This window comes from Oerskovia rustica (assembly GCF_014836555.1).
GTDB lineage: Bacteria > Actinomycetota > Actinomycetes > Actinomycetales > Cellulomonadaceae > Oerskovia > Oerskovia rustica.
In genome coordinates this window covers 33,546-52,355 of record NZ_JACSQQ010000021.1, presented here as the reverse complement: position 1 = coordinate 52,355, position 18,810 = coordinate 33,546, and the positions used below count along the sequence as shown (strand labels likewise).

Annotated in this window: 17 protein-coding genes; all 17 read left to right on the top strand. The window is 73.5% G+C overall.

What is annotated here, in order from left to right; translation table 11 throughout:
• Window position 1: 1 nt before the first annotated feature.
• Window positions 2-1,162, top strand: a complete 1,161-nt coding sequence (gene tilS / locus H9652_RS13060; RefSeq protein WP_191796628.1) for a tRNA lysidine(34) synthetase TilS — start codon at window positions 2-4, stop codon at window positions 1,160-1,162.
• Between the two features lie 5 nt (window positions 1,163-1,167).
• Complete coding sequence (gene hpt / locus H9652_RS13055; protein ID WP_030144051.1) at window positions 1,168-1,722, top strand: hypoxanthine phosphoribosyltransferase; 555 nt, start codon at window positions 1,168-1,170, stop codon at window positions 1,720-1,722.
• 234 nt (window positions 1,723-1,956) lie between these two features.
• Window positions 1,957-4,011, top strand: a complete 2,055-nt coding sequence (gene ftsH / locus H9652_RS13050) for an ATP-dependent zinc metalloprotease FtsH (RefSeq protein ID WP_191796627.1) — start codon at window positions 1,957-1,959, stop codon at window positions 4,009-4,011.
• A gap of 1 nt (window position 4,012) precedes the next feature.
• Window positions 4,013-4,624, top strand: coding sequence for a GTP cyclohydrolase I FolE (gene folE, locus H9652_RS13045; protein ID WP_404822027.1), 612 nt, complete (start codon window positions 4,013-4,015; stop codon window positions 4,622-4,624).
• Between the two features lie 79 nt (window positions 4,625-4,703).
• Window positions 4,704-5,678 (top strand): dihydropteroate synthase, encoded by a 975-nt coding sequence (gene folP, locus H9652_RS13040; protein WP_225228211.1) that lies wholly within the window; start codon window positions 4,704-4,706, stop codon window positions 5,676-5,678.
• Window positions 5,675-8,299: a 2-amino-4-hydroxy-6-hydroxymethyldihydropteridine diphosphokinase gene (gene folK / locus H9652_RS19845; RefSeq protein ID WP_318244164.1), complete on the top strand. Its 2,625-nt coding sequence runs from the start codon at window positions 5,675-5,677 to the stop codon at window positions 8,297-8,299. The genes folP and folK overlap by 4 nt, the downstream gene beginning before the upstream one ends.
• Entirely contained in the window at window positions 8,299-8,805 is a 507-nt protein-coding gene (locus H9652_RS13025) for a DUF3180 domain-containing protein (protein WP_191796626.1), read from the top strand. Before folK ends, H9652_RS13025 begins: the two co-directional genes overlap by 1 nt.
• A gap of 57 nt (window positions 8,806-8,862) precedes the next feature.
• Window positions 8,863-9,453 carry a PH domain-containing protein gene (locus H9652_RS13020; protein ID WP_191796625.1) on the top strand — a complete coding sequence of 197 codons (591 nt, stop codon included), beginning with the start codon at window positions 8,863-8,865 and terminating at the stop codon, window positions 9,451-9,453.
• Complete coding sequence (locus H9652_RS13015) at window positions 9,450-11,087, top strand: PH domain-containing protein (RefSeq protein WP_191796624.1); 1,638 nt, start codon at window positions 9,450-9,452, stop codon at window positions 11,085-11,087. The genes H9652_RS13020 and H9652_RS13015 overlap by 4 nt, the downstream gene beginning before the upstream one ends.
• Window positions 11,071-12,039: a Rossmann-like and DUF2520 domain-containing protein gene (locus H9652_RS13010; RefSeq protein ID WP_191796623.1), complete on the top strand. Its 969-nt coding sequence runs from the start codon at window positions 11,071-11,073 to the stop codon at window positions 12,037-12,039. The genes H9652_RS13015 and H9652_RS13010 overlap by 17 nt, the downstream gene beginning before the upstream one ends.
• Window positions 12,039-13,043: a pantoate--beta-alanine ligase gene (panC, locus tag H9652_RS13005; RefSeq protein ID WP_191796622.1), complete on the top strand. Its 1,005-nt coding sequence runs from the start codon at window positions 12,039-12,041 to the stop codon at window positions 13,041-13,043. The genes H9652_RS13010 and panC overlap by 1 nt, the downstream gene beginning before the upstream one ends.
• Window positions 13,044-13,096: 53 nt before the next feature.
• Window positions 13,097-13,525, top strand: coding sequence for an aspartate 1-decarboxylase (gene panD, locus H9652_RS13000; protein ID WP_030144060.1), 429 nt, complete (start codon window positions 13,097-13,099; stop codon window positions 13,523-13,525).
• Window positions 13,522-15,285 (top strand): L-aspartate oxidase, encoded by a 1,764-nt coding sequence (locus H9652_RS12995; protein ID WP_191796621.1) that lies wholly within the window; start codon window positions 13,522-13,524, stop codon window positions 15,283-15,285. The genes panD and H9652_RS12995 overlap by 4 nt, the downstream gene beginning before the upstream one ends.
• Before the next feature lie 165 nt (window positions 15,286-15,450).
• Window positions 15,451-16,371, top strand: coding sequence for a carboxylating nicotinate-nucleotide diphosphorylase (gene nadC, locus H9652_RS12990; RefSeq protein ID WP_404822026.1), 921 nt, complete (start codon window positions 15,451-15,453; stop codon window positions 16,369-16,371).
• Between the two features lie 124 nt (window positions 16,372-16,495).
• Window positions 16,496-18,007 carry a lysine--tRNA ligase gene (gene lysS / locus H9652_RS12985; RefSeq protein WP_191796652.1) on the top strand — a complete coding sequence of 504 codons (1,512 nt, stop codon included), beginning with the start codon at window positions 16,496-16,498 and terminating at the stop codon, window positions 18,005-18,007.
• Window positions 18,008-18,122: 115 nt separating this feature from the next.
• Complete coding sequence (locus H9652_RS12980) at window positions 18,123-18,317, top strand: hypothetical protein (protein WP_191796620.1); 195 nt, start codon at window positions 18,123-18,125, stop codon at window positions 18,315-18,317.
• A 91-nt stretch (window positions 18,318-18,408) separates the two neighbouring features.
• Window positions 18,409-18,744, top strand: coding sequence for a histone-like nucleoid-structuring protein Lsr2 (locus H9652_RS12975; protein ID WP_030144065.1), 336 nt, complete (start codon window positions 18,409-18,411; stop codon window positions 18,742-18,744).
• Window positions 18,745-18,810 lie beyond the last annotated feature (66 nt).

Below are 18,810 nucleotides of genomic sequence, written 5' to 3'. Positions count from 1 at the left end.
GGTGGTCGGTCCTCGTCCTGCCGAGGCGGCAGCGCGTCGCGCCGTGCGCAGCGCTCTCCGGGACCTCGTCCCCGGTTCGCTCGTGCTCGTGGCCTGCTCGGGCGGTGCGGACTCGCTCGCGCTCGCGGCCGCGACGGCTTTCGTCGCCTCGCGCGACGGGCTGCGCGCCGGGGCCGTCGTGGTCGACCACGGGCTCCAGCACGGCAGCGCGGAGGTCGCGGCCGTCGCGGCGGCGCAGTGCCGTGCGCTCGGGCTCGACCCGGTCGAGGTCCGGCGGGTCGAGGTCACGGGCGCGGGCGGGCTCGAGGCGGCGGCACGCCACGCGCGCTACGCCGTGCTCGACGACGTCGCTCACCGGACGGGGGCCGCGGCGGTCCTGCTGGGGCACACCCTCGACGACCAGGCCGAGTCCGTCCTGCTCGGGCTCGCGCGCGGGTCCGGGGCCCGGTCCCTCGCGGGCATGGCCGCCGTCCGTGGGACCTACCGTCGTCCGTTCCTGGGGTTGCGGCGGACCGACACCGAGGACGTGTGCACCGCGAACGGCCTGACCTGGTGGACCGATCCCACGAACGGCGTGCCGTCCCCGGGCCGCCCGGCGGACCCGAGGGGCGCGACGATCTCGGGTGCCGCGCCGGCCGCGAGCGCGCTGGAGGAAGAGCCCGCCGCGCCCCTGCCGCTGCGCTCGCAGGTGCGTGCGCGTGTCCTCCCCGTCCTCGAGGACGTGCTCGGACCGGGCGTCGCGGTCACGCTCGCCCGGACCGCCGACCTGCTCCGCGAGGACGCCGACCTCCTCGACGAGCTCGCAGGCCGGCTCCTCGACGAGGCGCGCGTCGTCGACCCTGCCGACGCGGAGCCTCGCCCGGGCCTCGCCCCTGTGGTGCTCGACACCGAGGTGCTGCGGTCCGCCCCGGCCGCGCTCCGCCGTCGGGCGCTGCGACGCGCCGCGGCCGAGGCCGGGAGCCCCGCCGGGTCTCTCTTCGCGAGCCACGTCGCGACGCTCGACGCGATGATCACCGACTGGCGCGGCCAGGGGCCCGCTCACCTGCCGGGCGACCTCCGGGCACTGCGGACCCGTGGGAGACTCTTCCTACGGCCCGCGCGTACCCCCTCGCAGGAGCGAACCGTGCCCGCCGAGACCCCAGCAGAACCAGCACAGGAGTGAAACCCGTGGACTCATCCGACGTCGGCAACGACCTCGAGAACATCCTCCTCACCGAGGACCAGCTCCGCGGGAGGCTGGTGGAGCTCGCCGAGCAGATCGACCGCGACTACGCGGGCAAGGACCTCCTCCTCGTCGGCGTGCTCAAGGGCGCCGTCATGGTCATGGCGGACCTTGCGCGCCTGCTGCACCACGACGTCGAGATGGACTGGATGGCCGTCTCGTCGTACGGGTCGGGCACCAAGTCCTCGGGCGTCGTGCGCATCCTCAAGGACCTCGACGCCGACCTCACAGGCCGTCACGTGCTCATCGTCGAGGACATCATCGACTCGGGCCTGACGCTGTCGTGGCTGCTGTCGAACCTGCGCAGCCGTGGCCCTGCCTCGGTCGAGGTCGCCGCGATGCTCCGCAAGCCCGACGCCGCGAAGACCGAGGTCGACGTGCGCTACATCGGCTTCGACATCCCCAACGAGTTCGTCGTGGGCTACGGCCTGGACTACGCGGAGAAGTACCGCAACCTGCCGTTCGTGGGCACGCTCGCCCCGCACGTCTACTCGTCCTGACGCGCTCCACCGTGCCCGCGCGGTGACGGGGGAGGGGACCACGGCTCGTCGCCGTGCGCCCTCCTCGCGTCACCCGCGGGCCGCCCGCGGCCCCGGCCGCCACCCGTTGCGGACGTCGCTCGTCGAAGCAACGCCCTGGGCGAACAGACCAGCCAACTGCCAGGTTGTGCGTGTAACTTCACTGGCGGAACCATTGCGCGAGTGGAGGGATACGGGGGATCGTCCCCGTCGCCGATGAACATCAAGAAGATTCTCAGCGGACCGATCATCTGGATCGTCGTGGGCCTGGCGATCCTCGGGATCGCCTTCATGGCGCTGTCCGGGCCCAGCGTCCACCGTGTCGACACCTCGACGGGCCTCGAGCTCCTCAAGGACGGCAAGGTCGAGCAGGCCCTCATCGTCGACGGCGACCAGCGTGTCCAGCTGACGCTCACCGAGGACTACGAGGTCGACGGCAAGTCCCAGGGCAAGAGCGTGGAGTTCTTCTACGTCGCGCCCCAGGGCGAGGCCGTCGTGAACGCCGTCACGGAGGCGGACCCCCCGAAGGGCTACAACTCCGAGATCGCGCGTCCCTCGTTCCTCGCGTCGGCCCTCTCGCTCATCCTGCCGTTCCTCATCATCGGCCTCGTCTTCTGGTTCCTGCTGTCCCGCATGCAGGGCGGCGGCTCGAAGGTCATGGGCTTCGGCAAGTCCAAGGCCAAGCTCGCGTCCAAGGACACCCCGCAGGTGACGTTCGCCGACGTCGCGGGTGCGGACGAGGCCGTCGAGGAGCTCCACGAGATCAAGGAGTTCCTCGCTGAGCCCGACAAGTTCCAGGCCGTGGGCGCCAAGATCCCCAAGGGCGTGCTGCTCTACGGGCCTCCCGGGACCGGCAAGACGCTCCTGGCGCGCGCGGTCGCGGGCGAGGCCGGCGTGCCGTTCTACACGATCTCGGGTTCCGACTTCGTCGAGATGTTCGTCGGCGTCGGCGCGAGCCGCGTGCGTGACCTGTTCCAGCAGGCCAAGGAGAACTCGCCGGCGATCATCTTCGTCGACGAGATCGACGCGGTGGGCCGTCACCGCGGTGCCGGCATGGGCGGCGGGCACGACGAGCGCGAGCAGACCCTGAACCAGCTCCTCGTCGAGATGGACGGGTTCGACGTCAAGACCAACGTCATCCTCATCGCCGCGACGAACCGCCCCGACATCCTCGACCCCGCGCTGCTGCGTCCGGGGCGCTTCGACCGGCAGATCGCGGTCGAGGCCCCCGACCTCAAGGGCCGAGAGGCGATCCTCTCGGTGCACGCGCAGGGCAAGCCGATCGTCCCCGAGATCGACCTGGCCGCCGTCGCCCGCCGGACCCCCGGCTTCACGGGAGCCGACCTGGCCAACGTCCTCAACGAGGCCGCGCTGCTCACCGCGCGCTCGGGCGCCCAGCTCATCGACGACCGCGCCCTCGACGAGGCCATCGACCGCGTCATCGCCGGCCCGCAGAAGCGGACCCGCGTGATGAACGTCAAGGAGCAGAAGATCACGGCGTACCACGAGGGCGGTCACGCCCTGGTCGCCGCGGCCATGCGCTACACGGACCCCGTGACCAAGGTGACGATCCTGCCGCGCGGTCGCGCCCTGGGCTACACCATGGTCATGCCGCTCGAGGACAAGTACTCCACGACGCGCAACGAGCTGCTCGACCAGCTCGCCTACGCGATGGGTGGCCGTGTCGCCGAGGAGCTCGTGTTCCACGACCCGACCACGGGCGCCTCGAACGACATCGAGAAGGCGACCGCGATCGCCAAGAAGATGGTCACCGAGTACGGCATGAGCGAGCGCGTCGGGGCGATCAAGCTCGGCACCGGCGCCGGCGAGCCCTTCATGGGCCGCGACATGGGCCACACGCGTGACTACTCCGAGTCGGTCGCGGGCACGGTCGACCACGAGGTGCGTCGGTTCGTCGAGGCCGCGCACGACGAGGCCTGGGAGGTGCTCGTCCAGTACCGCGACGTCCTGGACCACCTGGTCCTGGAGCTCCTCGAGAAGGAGACCCTGAACCAGGCCGAGCTCGCGCAGATCTTCGCCCCGGTCGTCAAGCGCGACCCCCGCGAGGTCTGGCTCTCGAGCGAGCAGCGCGCCGTCTCGCACCGTCCTCCGGTCCTGACCGACGCCGAGAAGGCCGCCATGCCCAAGGACCCGCTGGGCGAGCCGATCGTCGTCCCGCAGGACGAGGCTGCGGCCGCGAACGACGAGCTCCCGCCCGAGCGCATCGGCGAGGTCCCCGCGGACCGCATGGTCGACGACGGGCAGGTCTGACGTGACAGCACGGGCCGAGCAGGGCCTGCGGGCCGCGGCCGACGTCCCCGAGTACGACGAGGAGCGGGCGCGCACCGCGGTGCGCGAGCTCCTCCTCGCCGTGGGGGAGGACCCGGACCGAGAGGGCCTCCAGGAGACCCCCGCCCGGGTCGCCCGCGCCTACCGCGAGATCTTCGCGGGACTGCGCCAGGAGCCCGGCGACGTCCTGACCACCATGTTCGACCTCGGCCACGAGGAGATGGTGCTGGTCAAGGACATCGAGGTCTACTCGACGTGCGAGCACCACCTGGTGCCCTTCCACGGCGTCGCTCACGTGGGGTACATCCCGAACGCCGACGGCCGCATCACGGGCCTGTCCAAGCTGGCCCGGCTGGTCGACGTCTACGCGCGCCGCCCCCAGGTGCAGGAGCGCCTCACGACGCAGATCGCCGACGCCCTGGTCGAGCACCTCGAGCCGCGCGGCGTGATCGTCGTGGTCGAGTGCGAGCACCTGTGCATGTCCATGCGGGGCGTCCGCAAGCCGGGTTCGCGGACGGTGACGTCGGCGGTGCGCGGCCAGATGCGCGACGGCGCCACGCGCGCCGAGGCCATGAGCCTGATCCTGGGACGGTAGGCACGCAGCAGTGCGGTACACACAGCACGACGGCGCGCTCCCCGGTCCGCCCTTCGCGGGGATCGGCCGGACGCTCGTCATGGGAGTCGTCAACGTCACGCCCGACTCCTTCTCCGACGGCGGCGAGTGGTTCGAGCCGCGCGCGGCGATCGAGCACGGCCTCGAGCTGCTGGCCGAGGGGGCGGACGTCCTCGACGTCGGGGGCGAGTCCACACGCCCGGGCGCGGGGCGCGTGCCGGTCGAGGAGGAGCTCGCCCGGGTGCTGCCCGTGATCTCGGCCCTCGCGGACCGGGGAGCCGTGGTGAGCGTCGACACGACGCGGGCCGCGGTCGCCGAGCAGGCGGTCGCCGCGGGCGCCCAGATCATCAACGACGTCTCGGGCGGCCTCGCGGACCCGGAGATGGCCGCGGTCGCCGCCCGGACCGGTGCAGTCTTCGTGGCCATGCACTGGCGCGGTCACGCGGACGTCATGGACGACCTCGAGGTGTACGACGACGTCGTGACCGACGTCCGGGACGAGCTCGCCGCGCGCGTCGAGGCGCTGCGCGCGGCAGGCGTGCGCGACGACCGGATCGTCCTGGACCCGGGCCTCGGCTTCTCCAAGGCGGGCTCCACGAACTGGCCCCTCCTGACGCACCTGGGCGCCCTGCGCGAGCTCGGGTTCCCGGTGCTGGTGGGCGCGTCTCGCAAGCGCTTCCTGGGACACCTGCTCGCCGGGCGGGACGGCACGCCCGCCCCGCCGCTCGAGCGGGACGCGGCGACCGCCGCGATCACGGCCCTCGCCGCCGCGGAAGGGGCCTGGTGCGTGCGCGTGCACGCGGTCCGGGCCTCGGCCGATGCCGTGCGGGTCGCTGCCGCGTGGACTCGGGCCGGTCGGACAGGGGAGGATGCCAGCGGGGGATCGGTCGTCATGACGTCGTCCCTCCGGGCCCCCGCGGGGGCAGGCGGCGCCGGTCACGGCTCCTGGCCTGCGACGACGGACCACGTGGGGCAGGCGGGGCAGAGCACGGACGACCACGGAACGAACGACAGCGACGACAGGAGTACGACGTGAGCACAGCGTTCGCAGGGGCGGTGCAGGGGACCGACGGGCGCCCGCTCGACCAGATCCGGCTCACGGGGCTCAGCGCGACGGGCCACCACGGCGTGTTCGAGCACGAGCGCCTGGAGGGGCAGCTCTTCCGTGCAGACGTGGTGCTGCACCTCGACACGCGCCCGGCCGCGGCCGGTGACGACCTCGCGGACACCGTGAGCTACGCGGTCGTCGCCGAGGACGTCGTCGCGGTGCTCGCCGGTTCGCCCGCCGACCTCATCGAGACGGTCGCCGAACGGGTCGCCGCGGTCGCGCTGCGCCACCCGGCGGTCGTCGCGGTCGACGTGGCGGTGCACAAGCCGCAGGCGCCCATCGCCGTGCCCTTCGACGACGTCGAGGTCGTCGTCCGTCGTGACCGCGTCAAGGTCCCGGTCGTGGCCGACGAGGTCCCCCGCGTCGTGCCCATCCCGGTCGGGTCGATCACCCCGGCCGTGCTCGGGAACGTCGCCGTCACGGAGCCAGCCGCGCCGCAGGACCAGCACGTCGTCATGCCGCCGTCGATCCCGCCAGTGTCTCCCGCACCGGCACCGGACCGCTCACCGGACCAGGGCGTGTTCGCTGCCACCGCCGAGGACCTCGGTCCGGCCGCCGACGAGGCGCCGCACACGGGCGGGGTGTCCGACCAGGAGTTCGTCGACGCCCTCGACTCGTTCTACAGCGCTCCCGAGGACGCGTTGAGCGCCCCGGCGGAGACCTTCGAGCCCGTCGTGGAGGAGCCCGCCGCTCAGCCCGACGCGTCGGCCCCCGAGGCCGCCGTCGAGCCGGCACCCCTTGCCGAGGTGTCCTTCCACGAGGCCGTCGCGGCGTCGTCGGAGGTCGTGGAACCGGCCGCCGCACCCGCCGTGGAGACTCCCGCCCCCGCCGCACAGCCTGCGGTGCCGGACGCCCCCGCGACCCCTGCCCCCCTCGCCGTACCCGCAGCACCGGACGCGCCCACGGAGCGCGAGGCGCCCGCGGTCGACGGTCCGGATGCGTCCGGTGCCCACGCCCTGCCCGACGACGTCGCACCCGTCACGCACCAGGTCGCCGCCGAGCCCGCTCCGGCCGAGCAGGTCCCGGACGACCAGGTGCAGCCGATCGCCGTACCGGTCCCGGTCGAGCCCCTCCCGACGTCCGGGCACGATGCACCCCCGGCAGCGCAGTTCGCCGCCGAGGCGTCGAACGTCGACACGGGACCGGTCCCGCCGCTGCCGGAGCCACTCGCTGCCCCCGTACCGCTGCCGGTGCGCGCCGCTCCGGAAGCCACCCAGGCACCGGCCGCCATGGGGGCCGCAGCGGCGCCGGCCGAGCAGGCACCCGCCGCGGCGCCGGCTGCTCCCGAGCCGGAGCCCGTACCGGCCCCTGTGCTCGACCGGCTCGACGAGGCCCCCACGGGCTTCGTGCCGGTCGTGCTGGCGCTGGGCGCGAACCTCGGGGACGCCCAGCAGACGTTGCGCGACGCCGTGACGGACCTCGACCGGATCTCCGGCCTCGAGATCACCGACGTGTCGCCGCTCGCGCGGACCGCGGCCGTCGGGGGACCCGAGCAGCCCGACTACCTCAACGCGATCCTGCTGGCCCGGACCACCCTGGCGCCGCGTGCGCTCCTGCACGCCATCCAGGGGGTCGAGAACGCCCACGGGCGGGTCCGTGCCGAGCGCAACGGACCGCGCACGCTCGACGTCGACCTGATCGTCTTCGGCACGGTCACCGAGTTCACGGAGGACCTCGAGCTGCCCCACCCACGGGCGCACGAGCGAGCTTTCGTGCTGGAGCCGTGGGCGCAGATCGCCCCCGACGCCGTGCTGCCCGGCCTGGGCGGCGGCCCCGTTGCGGCGCTGGCCGCGACGGCGCCGGACCGCGGCGGCATCCGCTGGCTCGCTCTCGACTGGCTGACCGACGCCGAGCCCGAGCCCGAGCCCGAGGCCGCCCCGGTCGCGGCCCGTACCGACGAGGCCCCGGTGGCTCCCGCTGCGGCAGCGCCGACGCCTCAGGCGGAGCCGGCCCCCGAGGCGCAGGGCGCCGCGGTCGTGCCCGAGCAGACCACGGCCTCCACGCCGCCGCCCGCTCCCGGCGGTGCGACGCCACCTGCGCCCCCGCAGGACGCCGGCGCGCCCGCCGGGCACACGCCCGCGCAGGCACCGGCGAACCCGTCCGTGCCGGAGCAGCCCGTTGCGGCGCCGGTCCAGCAACCGACGCCGCAGGCCCCGCCGGCACAGACCCACCCCGAGCGGGCCGTGGAGGAACCGGGACCGTTCGTCCCGGCCTTCCACCCCGTGCACCCGCAGGACGGGCAGGAACCGCCGCACGCCCAGGTCCCGCCGCTGTGGTCCGACGTCTCCCAGTCCGCCCCGGCGGTCGAGCAGCGGGCCCAGGCGGTGCCTGCGCAGGCGGCGCCGGCCGCGCCGGCACCTGCGGCGTCCGAGGAGCCGGTGACCCCGCAGTTCCACCCCGTGCACCAGGCCCCGAGCCCGTTCGAGCCGCAGCAGGCCCCGGTGACCTCTGAGCAGCAGGGCTCGCAGCCGGCCTCGCCGACGCAGCAGGGCCCCATCACGGGCGTGCCCATGTCCTTCCCGGCCGACCTGCGCGGTCCGTCGAGCTGATGCAACGCACCAAGGTCACGACGCTCCTGCTCGTCACGGTCGCCACGACCCTGATCGGGTGGTTCGTCGTCGTCGGGCTGGAGCGTCGGGGCACGTACCTGCCGCACGTGCCCTGGATCGTCGACGTGGCCCTGGTCGCGCTCGCCGCAGCCGTGTTCTGGGCGGGCTGGGCCGTGCGGTCCTACCTCAAGGGGCGGCGTCCGTCGCTCGACCCCTTGCGAGCGGCCCGGACGCTCGTGCTCGCCAAGGCGGCGGCTCTCACCGGCTCGTTGCTCGCGGGCTGGTACCTCGCGCAGGTCGTCGCCGTGCTGGGGGACCTCGCGATCGAGGCGCGGCGCGACCGCGCGATCGCGGCGGGGGTCGCGGCCCTGTGCGCCGTGGTGCTCGCCGTCGTCGGGCTCGTCGTGGAGAAGTTCTGCCAGGTACCGCCCGACGACACCGACCCCGCGAACGGCGGACGGTCGCGCACCGGTGAGGCCGATCCCGAGGCCGGCGCCACGGCCTGACCCGAGGTCGGTCTTCCGGCCGACGCGCGGGCCGCGCCCGGATGGGAAGATGGGGACATGACGGACCACGCCTTCGACCTGGCCCCCGCACCGGACCAGGACCCAGCACCGGGCCAGACCCCAGCGACCGACCCGGCCGCCCAGGCCCCGACCGGCCAGGTCCCCAGCGGACCCTTCGACCCACCGGGCGTGCACTGGCAGGGCGTGTCGAGCCGGTTGATCACCGCGCGGTTGCTCTCGGTCGGCATCTTCCTGCTCGTGCCGTTCGTGCTGGGGGCGGTGTTCGCGCTCGTGTTCAGCCTGGTCTGGCTGTGGATCGTGCCGGCCGTCGCGCTCGTGATCGGGATCTGGTGCGTGGCCGTCGTGCCACGCCAGGTCCGGGCCATCGGCTACGCCGAGCGTGACGACGACCTGCTGATCCGCAAGGGCGTCATGTTCCGCTCGCTCGTCGTCGTGCCGTACGGCCGCATGCAGTACGTGGACGTCCAGGCCGGCCCGCTCGCGCGCAGGTTCCGCATCGCCCAGGTCCAGCTCCACACGGCGTCGCCCGCGACGGACGCGTCGATCGACGGCCTGGAGCCGGCGGAGGCCGAGCGCCTGCGCGACCGTCTCGCCTCTCGTGGAGAGGCACGGTTGGCCGGGCTATGAGCGAGAGCACCACGCAGCCCGACGCCCCACCGACCGACCTCACCTGGCACCGCGTCCACCCCGTGACCCCGGTGGTCCGGGGCTGGTCCGTCATCGCGGTCCTCCTCGTCATCGTCGGCAACCAGACCCTGGACGGCCTGCCCGCGGGTCAGAACATGCTGGCCGGCGACGGCTGGTGGCAGATCCTGGGCGGGATCGTCGTCGTCGGTCTCATCGGCCTCGGCTACTCCGCGCTCGCCTGGCGCATGACGACGTACGCGATCGACGACGAGTCCGTCCGTCTCCACACGGGAGTCCTGTTCCGTCAGCAGCGCAAGGCACGGCTCGACCGGCTCCAGGCCGTGGACATCGTCCAGCCGCTCGTCGCCCGCCTGTTCGGGCTGGCCGAGCTCAAGCTGGAGGTCGCGGGCGGTTCGGACTCGGGCATCAAGCTGGGCTTCCTCAAGCTCGACGACGCCAACCACCTGCGTGCCGAGCTCCTCGCGCGCGCCGCAGGGCTTCGTGTCGGGAGCGCGCCGGCGCGGACGGCCGTCCCGGGTGGAGGGTCCGCGAGCGGCCCGGGCGAGCCCCCTGCCGGCGAGATGCCGGCGGAGCCGGGCGCCGTCGTCGGGCACGTCGACCTGGGAGCCCCGGAGGCGCCCGAGCAGCCCGTCATGGAGGTCCCGCCGGGCCGCCTCGTCTGGTCGCTGGTCCGCACGGTCGCGATGATCGTCCTGGTCCTGGCGGTGCTCGGCCTGGTCGGGGTCGCGATCGGTACGCGCGAGATCGGCACGCTGTTCACGGCGCTGCCGCTGGTCCTGGGTGTCGGCGGCTACCTGTTCGGCCGGTTCACGCGCGAGTTCAACTTCCGCAGCGCGATCTCGCCCGACGGCATCCGGTTGCGCCACGGCCTGCTCGAGACGCGCTCGCAGACCATCCCGCCGGGCCGTGTGCAGGCCATCCGGCTCACGCAGGGGCTCCTGTGGCGCAGCGCAGACTGGTGGCGCGTCGAGGTCAACGTCGCGGGCTACGGCCTGAGCGCAGACGGCACGACCAACAACAGCGTCCTGCTGCCCGTCGGCACGCGCGACGAGGCGCTGGGCGCCGTGTGGCTCGTCCTGCCGGACCTCGGCACGGCCGACCCACGCGCCCTGCTCGACGAGGCCCTGTCCGGGATCGACGCCGGCGAGCACTTCACCACGGCACCGCGCCGGACCCGCGTCCTCGACCCGATCGCGTGGCGCCGCAACGGGTTCACGGTCACGGGCCGGGCCCTGGTCCTGCGACGGGGGCGCCTCGTGCGCCGCGTCGAGATCGTGCCGCACGAGCGCACGCAGTCGCTCGGGCTCCAGCAGGGGCCGTGGCAGCGCCGCCTGGGCGTCGCGACGTTCGCCATGCACTCGGTGCCCGGCCCGGTCACGCCGACCGTGCCGCACCTCGATCAGCACGTCGCGGGAGCGCTCATGGACGAGCAGGCGCGCCGCGCCCGCGAGGCCCGTGCGCACGCCGGGCCGGAGCTGTGGATGCGGCGGGACGAGGTCGCGGCGGTCGTCGAGACGATCGAGGACGACGACGCGAAGACGGCACCGTACGTCGAGACGGCGCCGCCCGCCGCGGGAGCACCGGACGACGAGATCGGTGACGCACGTGAGTGACGGGCGGCGGCGCCCGGGGCGCCTGGGCGTGGGCGTGGTCGGCGCGGGGCGCGTGGGCGCCGTCCTGGGCAGCGCGCTGCGCGCCACGGGCCACGCGGTCGTCGGCGCGAGCGGCATCTCCGAGGCGTCGCGCGAGCGCATCGAGCTCCTCCTGCCCGGCGTCCCCGTCCTGGAGGTCGAGGAGGTCGTCCGACGCTCGGAGCTGGTCCTCCTCGCCGTGCCCGACGACGCCCTCCCGGGCCTGGTCTCGGGCCTCGCCGAGGTCGGGGCGTGGCAGGGCGGGCAGATCGTCGTGCACACGTCGGGCCGCTACGGCGCGCGCGTGCTCGACCCGGCGCGCGCCCAGGGTGCCATCCCGCTCGCGATCCACCCCGCGATGACGTTCTCCGGGACCTCGCTCGACCTGTCGCGCCTCGAGGGCACGACGTTCGCGGTCACGGGACCGGCGCCCGTCCAGCCCATCGGGCAGGCCCTCGTCGTCGAGATCGGCGGCGAGCCCGTCGTGGTCGAGGAGGAGGCGCGCGGGCTCTACCACGCGGCCCTCGCGCACGGTGCGAACCACCTCGTGGTGCTCGTCGCGCAGGCCGCGCAGGCCCTCGAGGCGGCGGGCATCGAGCAGCCGGGGCGCGTGCTGGCCCCCCTGCTGTCCGCGGCGCTCGACGGCGCCACCCGGTCGGCCGACGCCGCCGAAGGGGCGGGGCCGGGCGCCATCGCGGCACTCACGGGGCCGGTGTCCCGCGGAGACGTCGGGACCGTCGCGGAGCACCTGGAGGTGCTGCGCGCCCTGGCCGTGACCTCGGTGCAGGAGACCGCACCGCGCGTCGCCGCGACCGACGTCCCCGCGTCCTACCGCGAGCTCAGCCGCGGAGCCACCAGTCGTGCCCTGGCGGCCGGGCGGATCGACGCCCGCCAGGCCCAGGAGCTGCTCGACGTCCTCGAGGAAGGCCAGTGATGTCCGTGCCCACACTCCCCGCGGCGGCCCGGCCGCGTGTCGTGCGCACGCGCGACGAGCTGCGCGAGGCCCTGGCTGCTCCGGCCGACGCCGCCGCCGACGCGCCTCCCGGTGCGACGCCGTCGGGCCCGGGGATCGAGGCCCGCGAGCGGGCCGTCGTCATGACCATGGGCGCACTCCACGACGGCCACCTGCAGCTCGTGCGCGCGGCGCGCGGGCGCGTGGGGCCGACCGGGCAGGTCGTCGTGACCGTCTTCGTGAACCCGCTGCAGTTCGGCCCCGGCGAGGACCTCGACCGGTACCCCCGCGACCTCGACGCCGACGTGGCGCTCCTCGCGGGGCTCCCCGAGCCCGCGCCGGGCCGCCCTGCCGTGGACCTCGTGTTCGCGCCCCCCGTCGAGGAGATGTACCCCGGCGGCGACCCGATCGTGCGCGTCACGTCCGGTCGTATCGGCACCGTGCTCGAGGGCGCGTTCCGCCCCGGCCACTTCGACGGCGTCCTGACGGTCGTGCTCAAGCTCATGCACCTGACCAGGCCCGACGTCGCGTTCTTCGGCGAGAAGGACGCGCAGCAGCTCCTCGCGATCCGCCGCATGGTCGCCGACCTGGACGTCGACGTCGAGGTCGCCGGCGTCCCCATCGTGCGCGACGGCGACGGCCTCGCACTGTCCTCGCGCAACGCCTACCTCTCCGCGACCGAGCGGGCCGACGCCCTCGCGCTGAGCCAGGCCCTGCGTGCCGGAGCGGCCGCAGCGGCGGCCGGACAGGGCGCCGCAGCGGCCATCGAGGTGGCCTCGGGAATGCTCAACGAGCACCCCGGCGTTGTGGTCGATTACCTCGCACTGGTCGACCCGACTACCGTGGACGACCTGGAACCGGAGTACGTGGGACCCGCTCTGCTGCTCGTGGCGGCACGCGTGGGCACCACCCGACTGATCGACAACCTGGCCGTGGACGTGGCAGACCCCGCCCCGAGCACGGCCCGCCCAGGAGGCACGCAGTGACCCAGACGGGACCGCAGGCCGGCACGCGCCGCCCCGCTTCCTTGCAACGACCCATGATGATCGGCAAGATCCACCGCGCGACCGTGACGCAGGCGGACCTCCACTACGTCGGGTCCGTGACCGTCGACGTGGACCTCCTCGAGGCCGCCGACATCATCTCCGGCCAGCAGGTCGACATCGTCGACGTCACCAACGGCTCACGCCTGACGACGTACGCGATCCCCGGCGAGCGCGGCTCGGGCAAGATCTGCATCAACGGCGCCGCCGCGCACCTCGTGCACCCCGGCGACACCGTGATCCTCATCGCCTACGGCATGATCGCCGACCACGAGGCGCGCCACTTCCTGCCGAACGTCGTGTTCGTCGACGGGGACAACCGCATCGTCGAGGTCAGCGAGGAGCCCGGCCTCGTGCCCGAGGGGTACGACCTCGAGCCCAGCGGACTGCCCATCGCGCCGTTCCAGTCCGCCACGGCCGAATGACCCAGGCCGCGGAGGCGCACGTCTCCACCGAGGGGGCGCCTGCCGCGGCCCCCGGCACCGCTCCCGTCGAGGCAGCAACCAGGGCGCGTGCGCCCCGCCGCCTGGCCAGGCGGCTCGCCGCCCCGGCCCCCGGCTGGACGACGACGGTCGACGCGATCGTCGTCGGCTCCGGCATCGCCGGCCTCACGGCCGCGCTCGAGCTGCGCACCCAGGTGCCGCGCGTCCTGCTCGTGACCAAGGGCGAGCTGTCGTCCGGGTCCACGGTCTGGGCCCAGGGCGGCATCGCCGCAGCGCTCGACCCCTCGGACTCCCCGGCCGCACACCTCGAGGACACGCTCGCCGCGGGCGGCGGGCTGTGCGACCCGGCCGCGGTCGAGGTCCTCGTGACCGAGGGACCCGAGCGGGTGCGCGAGCTGGTCTCGCGCGGCGCGAACTTCGACCTGGCGCCCGGCGGCGACATCGCCCTGACGCGCGAGGGCGGGCACCACGCCGACCGCATCGCGCACGCGGGCGGCGACGCCACGGGCGCCGAGATCTCCCGGGCGCTCGTCGCCCAGCTCGAGGCCGTCCTCGCCGACCCCGGGATCGAGGTCATCGAGAACGCGCTCGTGCTCGACGTCCTCACCACGTCCCCGGACGAGCCCGGCGGTCCGCGCGCCTGCGGCGTGACGCTGCATGTGCGCGGCCAGGGATCGCGCGACGGCGTCGGCGCCGTCCTCGGCCGCGCGGTCGTCCTCGCGACGGGCGGGATCGGGCAGGTCTTCCGCTCCTCGACCAACCCGCCGCAGGCCACGGGCGACGGCATGGCCGCCGCGCTGCGCGCCGGGGCGACGCTCGGCGACGTCGAGTTCGTCCAGTTCCACCCGACCGTGCTGTGGCTCGGCCTGGGCGCCAAAGGACAGCTCCCGCTCATCTCCGAGGCCGTGCGGGGCGAGGGCGCGATCCTCCTCGACACCGACGGGCACCGGTTCATGCCCGCCGTGCACCCCATGGCCGAGCTCGCGCCGCGCGACGTCGTCGCGCACGCGATCGTGCGGCAGATGGCCGCGACCGGCTCGGACCACGTGCTGCTCGACGCCCGCCACCTCGGTGCGGACTTCCTGCGCCGGCGGTTCCCGACCATCACGGAGCGGCTGCTCGACCAGGGCATCGACCTCACCGAGGAGCCGATCCCGGTTGCGCCCGCCCAGCACTACCACTCGGGCGGTGTCGTGACCGACCTCCACGGTCGCTCGACGCTCGACGGCCTGTACGCCGTGGGCGAGGTCGCCTGCACCGGCGTGCACGGGGCGAACCGGCTCGCGTCGAACTCGCTCCTGGAGGGACTGGTCTTCGCGTACCGCGCAGCCCAGGAGATCACAGCCCGGGTGGCGGCCGGCGAGCTCCCGCTCGGGACGCCCGTCGAGCGCGACGGCGAGGCGGCCCTGGTGCCGGCGGCGGCACGCTCCCGGGTCCAGTCGGTCTCGTCGGCCGGACCGGGCGTGATCCGCAGCGGCGAGGGGTTGCGCGTCGCCGCCGACAAGCTCGCGGCGGTCCGCACCGACGCGCACCGGTCCACGGACGTCGTCGCCGCGCCGCAGACGGCCGAGTGGGAGACGACCAACGTCCACCAGGTCGCGACGGTGCTCACCGAGGCCGCGCTCCTGCGCGAGGAGAGCCGCGGCGGCCACTTCCGGACGGACTTCCCCGAGGTCGAGCCGGCGTGGGCGCGGCGGATCGAGATCACGTTGGGGGCCGACGGCGAGCTGCGGGTCGTCTGAGCGCTCGCCGAGGGTGACGTGCGTGCCGAGGACCACCAGGAGATGCGGGGTGGGTGTCACCGTCGGGCCTTCGCGCCGTCACCGTCGGCGCTCGTTGACCTCACCCTCGGCGACCAGCGTGGTCACGGTCGGAGGGCAGCACCGTCACCCTCGGCGGGCGGTAGCGTGAGCGCCGTGAACTCTCCCTCTCTCATCGAGCCCGGTCTCGACCCCCGGTGGGTCGCCGACATCGTCACGCGCGCCCTCGACGAGGACCTCGGCCCCACGCCCGGCCGGGACGTGACCACCCAGGCCACCGTGCCGCCGTCGGGCACGGGGACCGCCCACCTCGTGGCGAGGGCCGACGGGGTCGTGGCCGGCCTCGTCGTCGTCGAGGAGGTCACCCGGCAGGTGGCCGAGCGCTTCGGGCTGGCGCCCGTGACCGTCACGTTCACCGCCCAGGACGGCGATGCAGTGACCCGTGGGCGCGTCCTGGCGGCCCTCACGGGCCCCGTCCAGGTGCTCCTGACCGCCGAGCGCACCCTTCTCAACCTCGCGAGCCGTGCGAGCGGCGTCGCGACCGCGACGAGGGCCTGGGCCCGCGAGCTCGACGGCACCGGTGCGCAGGTGCTCGACACCCGCAAGACGACCCCCGGCCTGCGGGCCCTGGAGAAGTACGCGGTACGTGCCGGCGGCGGCACGAACAAGCGCATGGGGCTCTACGACGTGGCCATGGTCAAGGACAACCACGTCGTCGCCGCCGGTTCGGTGAGCGGCGCGATCGAGGCCGTCCGCGCGATGTTCCCCGACGTCCTGATCCAGGTCGAGGCCGACACGACCGACCAGGCCCTGGAGGCCCTCGACGCGGGTGCCGACTTCCTGCTGCTCGACAACATGCCCACGCCCGTCCTCGCCGAGACGGTGCGGCTCGTGCGTGAGCGGGAGGGTGCCCCGGGCGGCCCGGTGAAGATCGAGCTCGAGGCGACGGGCAACCTGACCCTCGACCGTGCGCGCGAGGTCGCCGGGACGGGCGTGGACTACCTGTCGGTGGGGGCGCTCACGCACTCGGCACCCATCCTCGACCTCGCGCTCGACCTGATCGGCTGAGTCGCGGGCCCCGGCCAGGCCGGGGCCGGCCGGAACCGGCCCCGCCGGGCCCCGGTAGAATCGTCGCGTGACTTCCCCCGATCCCGCTGCTGCCGCCGTGCCCGCCGCCGATGCCGCTCCCGTCGTGAACCCCGCCCCGGCGGAGGTCGAGGAGACGGACGACCTCCCCGAGCAGCTGCGGGTCCGGCGCGAGAAGCGCGAGCGTCTCCTGGCGCAGGGCGAGGAGGCGTACCCGGTCTCGGTGCCTCGCACGCACACGATCGCCCAGGTCCGCGCGGCGTACGACCACCTCGAGAGCGGCCAGGAGACGGACGACGTCGTGGGCGTGGCGGGCCGTGTCGTGTTCCTGCGCAACACGGGCAAGCTCTGCTTCGTGACGTTGCAGGACGGCGAGGGCAACCGCCTCCAGGTGATGCTGAGCCAGGCCGTGGTGGGCGAGGAGTCGCTCGCGGCGTTCAAGGCCGACGTCGACCTGGGGGACCACCTGTTCGCGCACGGCCGGGTCATCAGCTCGCGTCGCGGTGAGCTGAGCATCTTCGCGGACGAGTGGAGGATCGCGGCCAAGTCGCTGCGCCCGCTGCCCGTGCTGCACAAGGAGCTCTCGGAGGAGAGCCGTGTCCGTCAGCGCTACGTCGACCTGATCGCGCGTCCTGCGGCCCGTGACATGGTCCGCCTGCGCGCTGCGGTCGTCCGGTCGCTGCGTGAGAACTTCCACGAGCGCGGCTACCTCGAGGTCGAGACCCCGATGCTCCAGACCATTCACGGTGGTGCGGCGGCGCGTCCGTTCACGACGCACATGAATGCGTTCGACATGGAGCTGTACCTGCGGATCGCGCCGGAGCTGTTCCTCAAGCGTGCGGTCGTCGGTGGCGTGGAGCGGGTGTTCGAGATCAACCGCAACTTCCGCAACGAGGGCGCGGACTCGACGCACTCGCCGGAATTCGCGATGCTCGAGGCGTACGAGGCCTACGGTGATTACAACACCATGGCCGAGCTGACCCAGAACCTCGTCCAGCGTGCTGCCCAGGATGCGCTGGGAACGACGACCGTCGAGCTTCCGGACGGCGAGCAGTACGAGCTCGGCGGCGAATGGGCACAGCTCAAGATGTACGACTCCTTGTCGGAGGCGCTGGGGGAGGAGATCACCCCGGAAACATCTGTGGAACACCTGTCCAAGATTGCCGAACGTCTCGAAATCTCCTACGACACCAAGCGTGCCGGGCACGGCAAGCTCGTCGAGGAGATCTGGGAGCACCTGGTGGGCGACCACCTGTATGCCCCGACGTTCGTGCGCGACTTCCCGGTCGAGACCTCTCCTTTGACGCGTGATCACCGCGCGGTCAAGGGGCAGGTCGAGAAGTGGGACCTCTACGTGCGTGGGTTCGAGCTCGCGACGGCCTATTCCGAGCTCGTCGACCCGGTGATCCAGCGCCAGCGTTTCGAGGCCCAGGCGGTCCTCGCGGCGGCGGGCGACGACGAGGCGATGCGTCTCGACGAGGACTTCCTCACAGCGATGGAGTACGCGATGCCGCCGTCAGGTGGCATGGGGATGGGGCTCGACCGCCTGCTCATGGCGCTGACCGGCCACGGTATCCGCGAGACCATCCTCTTCCCGCTGGTCAAGCCCGCGCAGTGAACCGTGGGCGGGTCACCGCCCGAGGAGCACCGACGCGGACCGTGCGGACGGCGTGCGGAGTGCCGGCCGAACGGTCGGCACCCCGCACGCGTCCGGCGGTCGTAGACTGGCCCGCATGAGCGATTTCTGGCCGGCCGTCTATGCCTTGATCCCCTCGATCGGGGTCGGCATCCTCTTCTATTTCGCGATGCGCGCCATCATCCGTGCCGACCGTAACGAACGCCTCGCCATGGCCGAGCTCGACGCCCAGGCGGAGCAGGCCGAGATCGCTGCACGGACCGCGGGGGATTCTTCGCCGACTTCTGCGTAGCCGCGACACGCTCTTTGACTTTGACGTCATTCCCTCGTAATGGCACACTTCGAGATACCAGCAACAATTCTCGAAGACGCGAGGTAGCACAGTGGCACAGAAGGTCCAGGTAATTCTCGTCGACGACGTCGACGGTGGAGTGGCGGACGAGTCCGTGACGTTCGCTCTCGACGGCGTCTCCTACGAGATCGACCTCAGCTCGGCTCACGCCCAGGAATTGCGTGACGCTTTTGCGTCGTGGGTCGGTCACGCACGCAAGGTCACGCGCGGCGGTGCTCGTCCCGCAGCGCGCAAGGCGCGTTCTTCCGCAGCGGGTCCGTCGCGGGCGACGGAGATCCGTGAATGGGCGCGCGCGAACGGTCACACGGTCAGCGAGCGCGGTCGCATCTCGGCCGACGTCCAGCAGGCCTACGACGCAGCGCACTGATTCTTCGCCGTTTCTCGTCAGGGGCGTCCTGACCCGTTCTCCGCACCGCGGAGGTCGGGTCAGGAC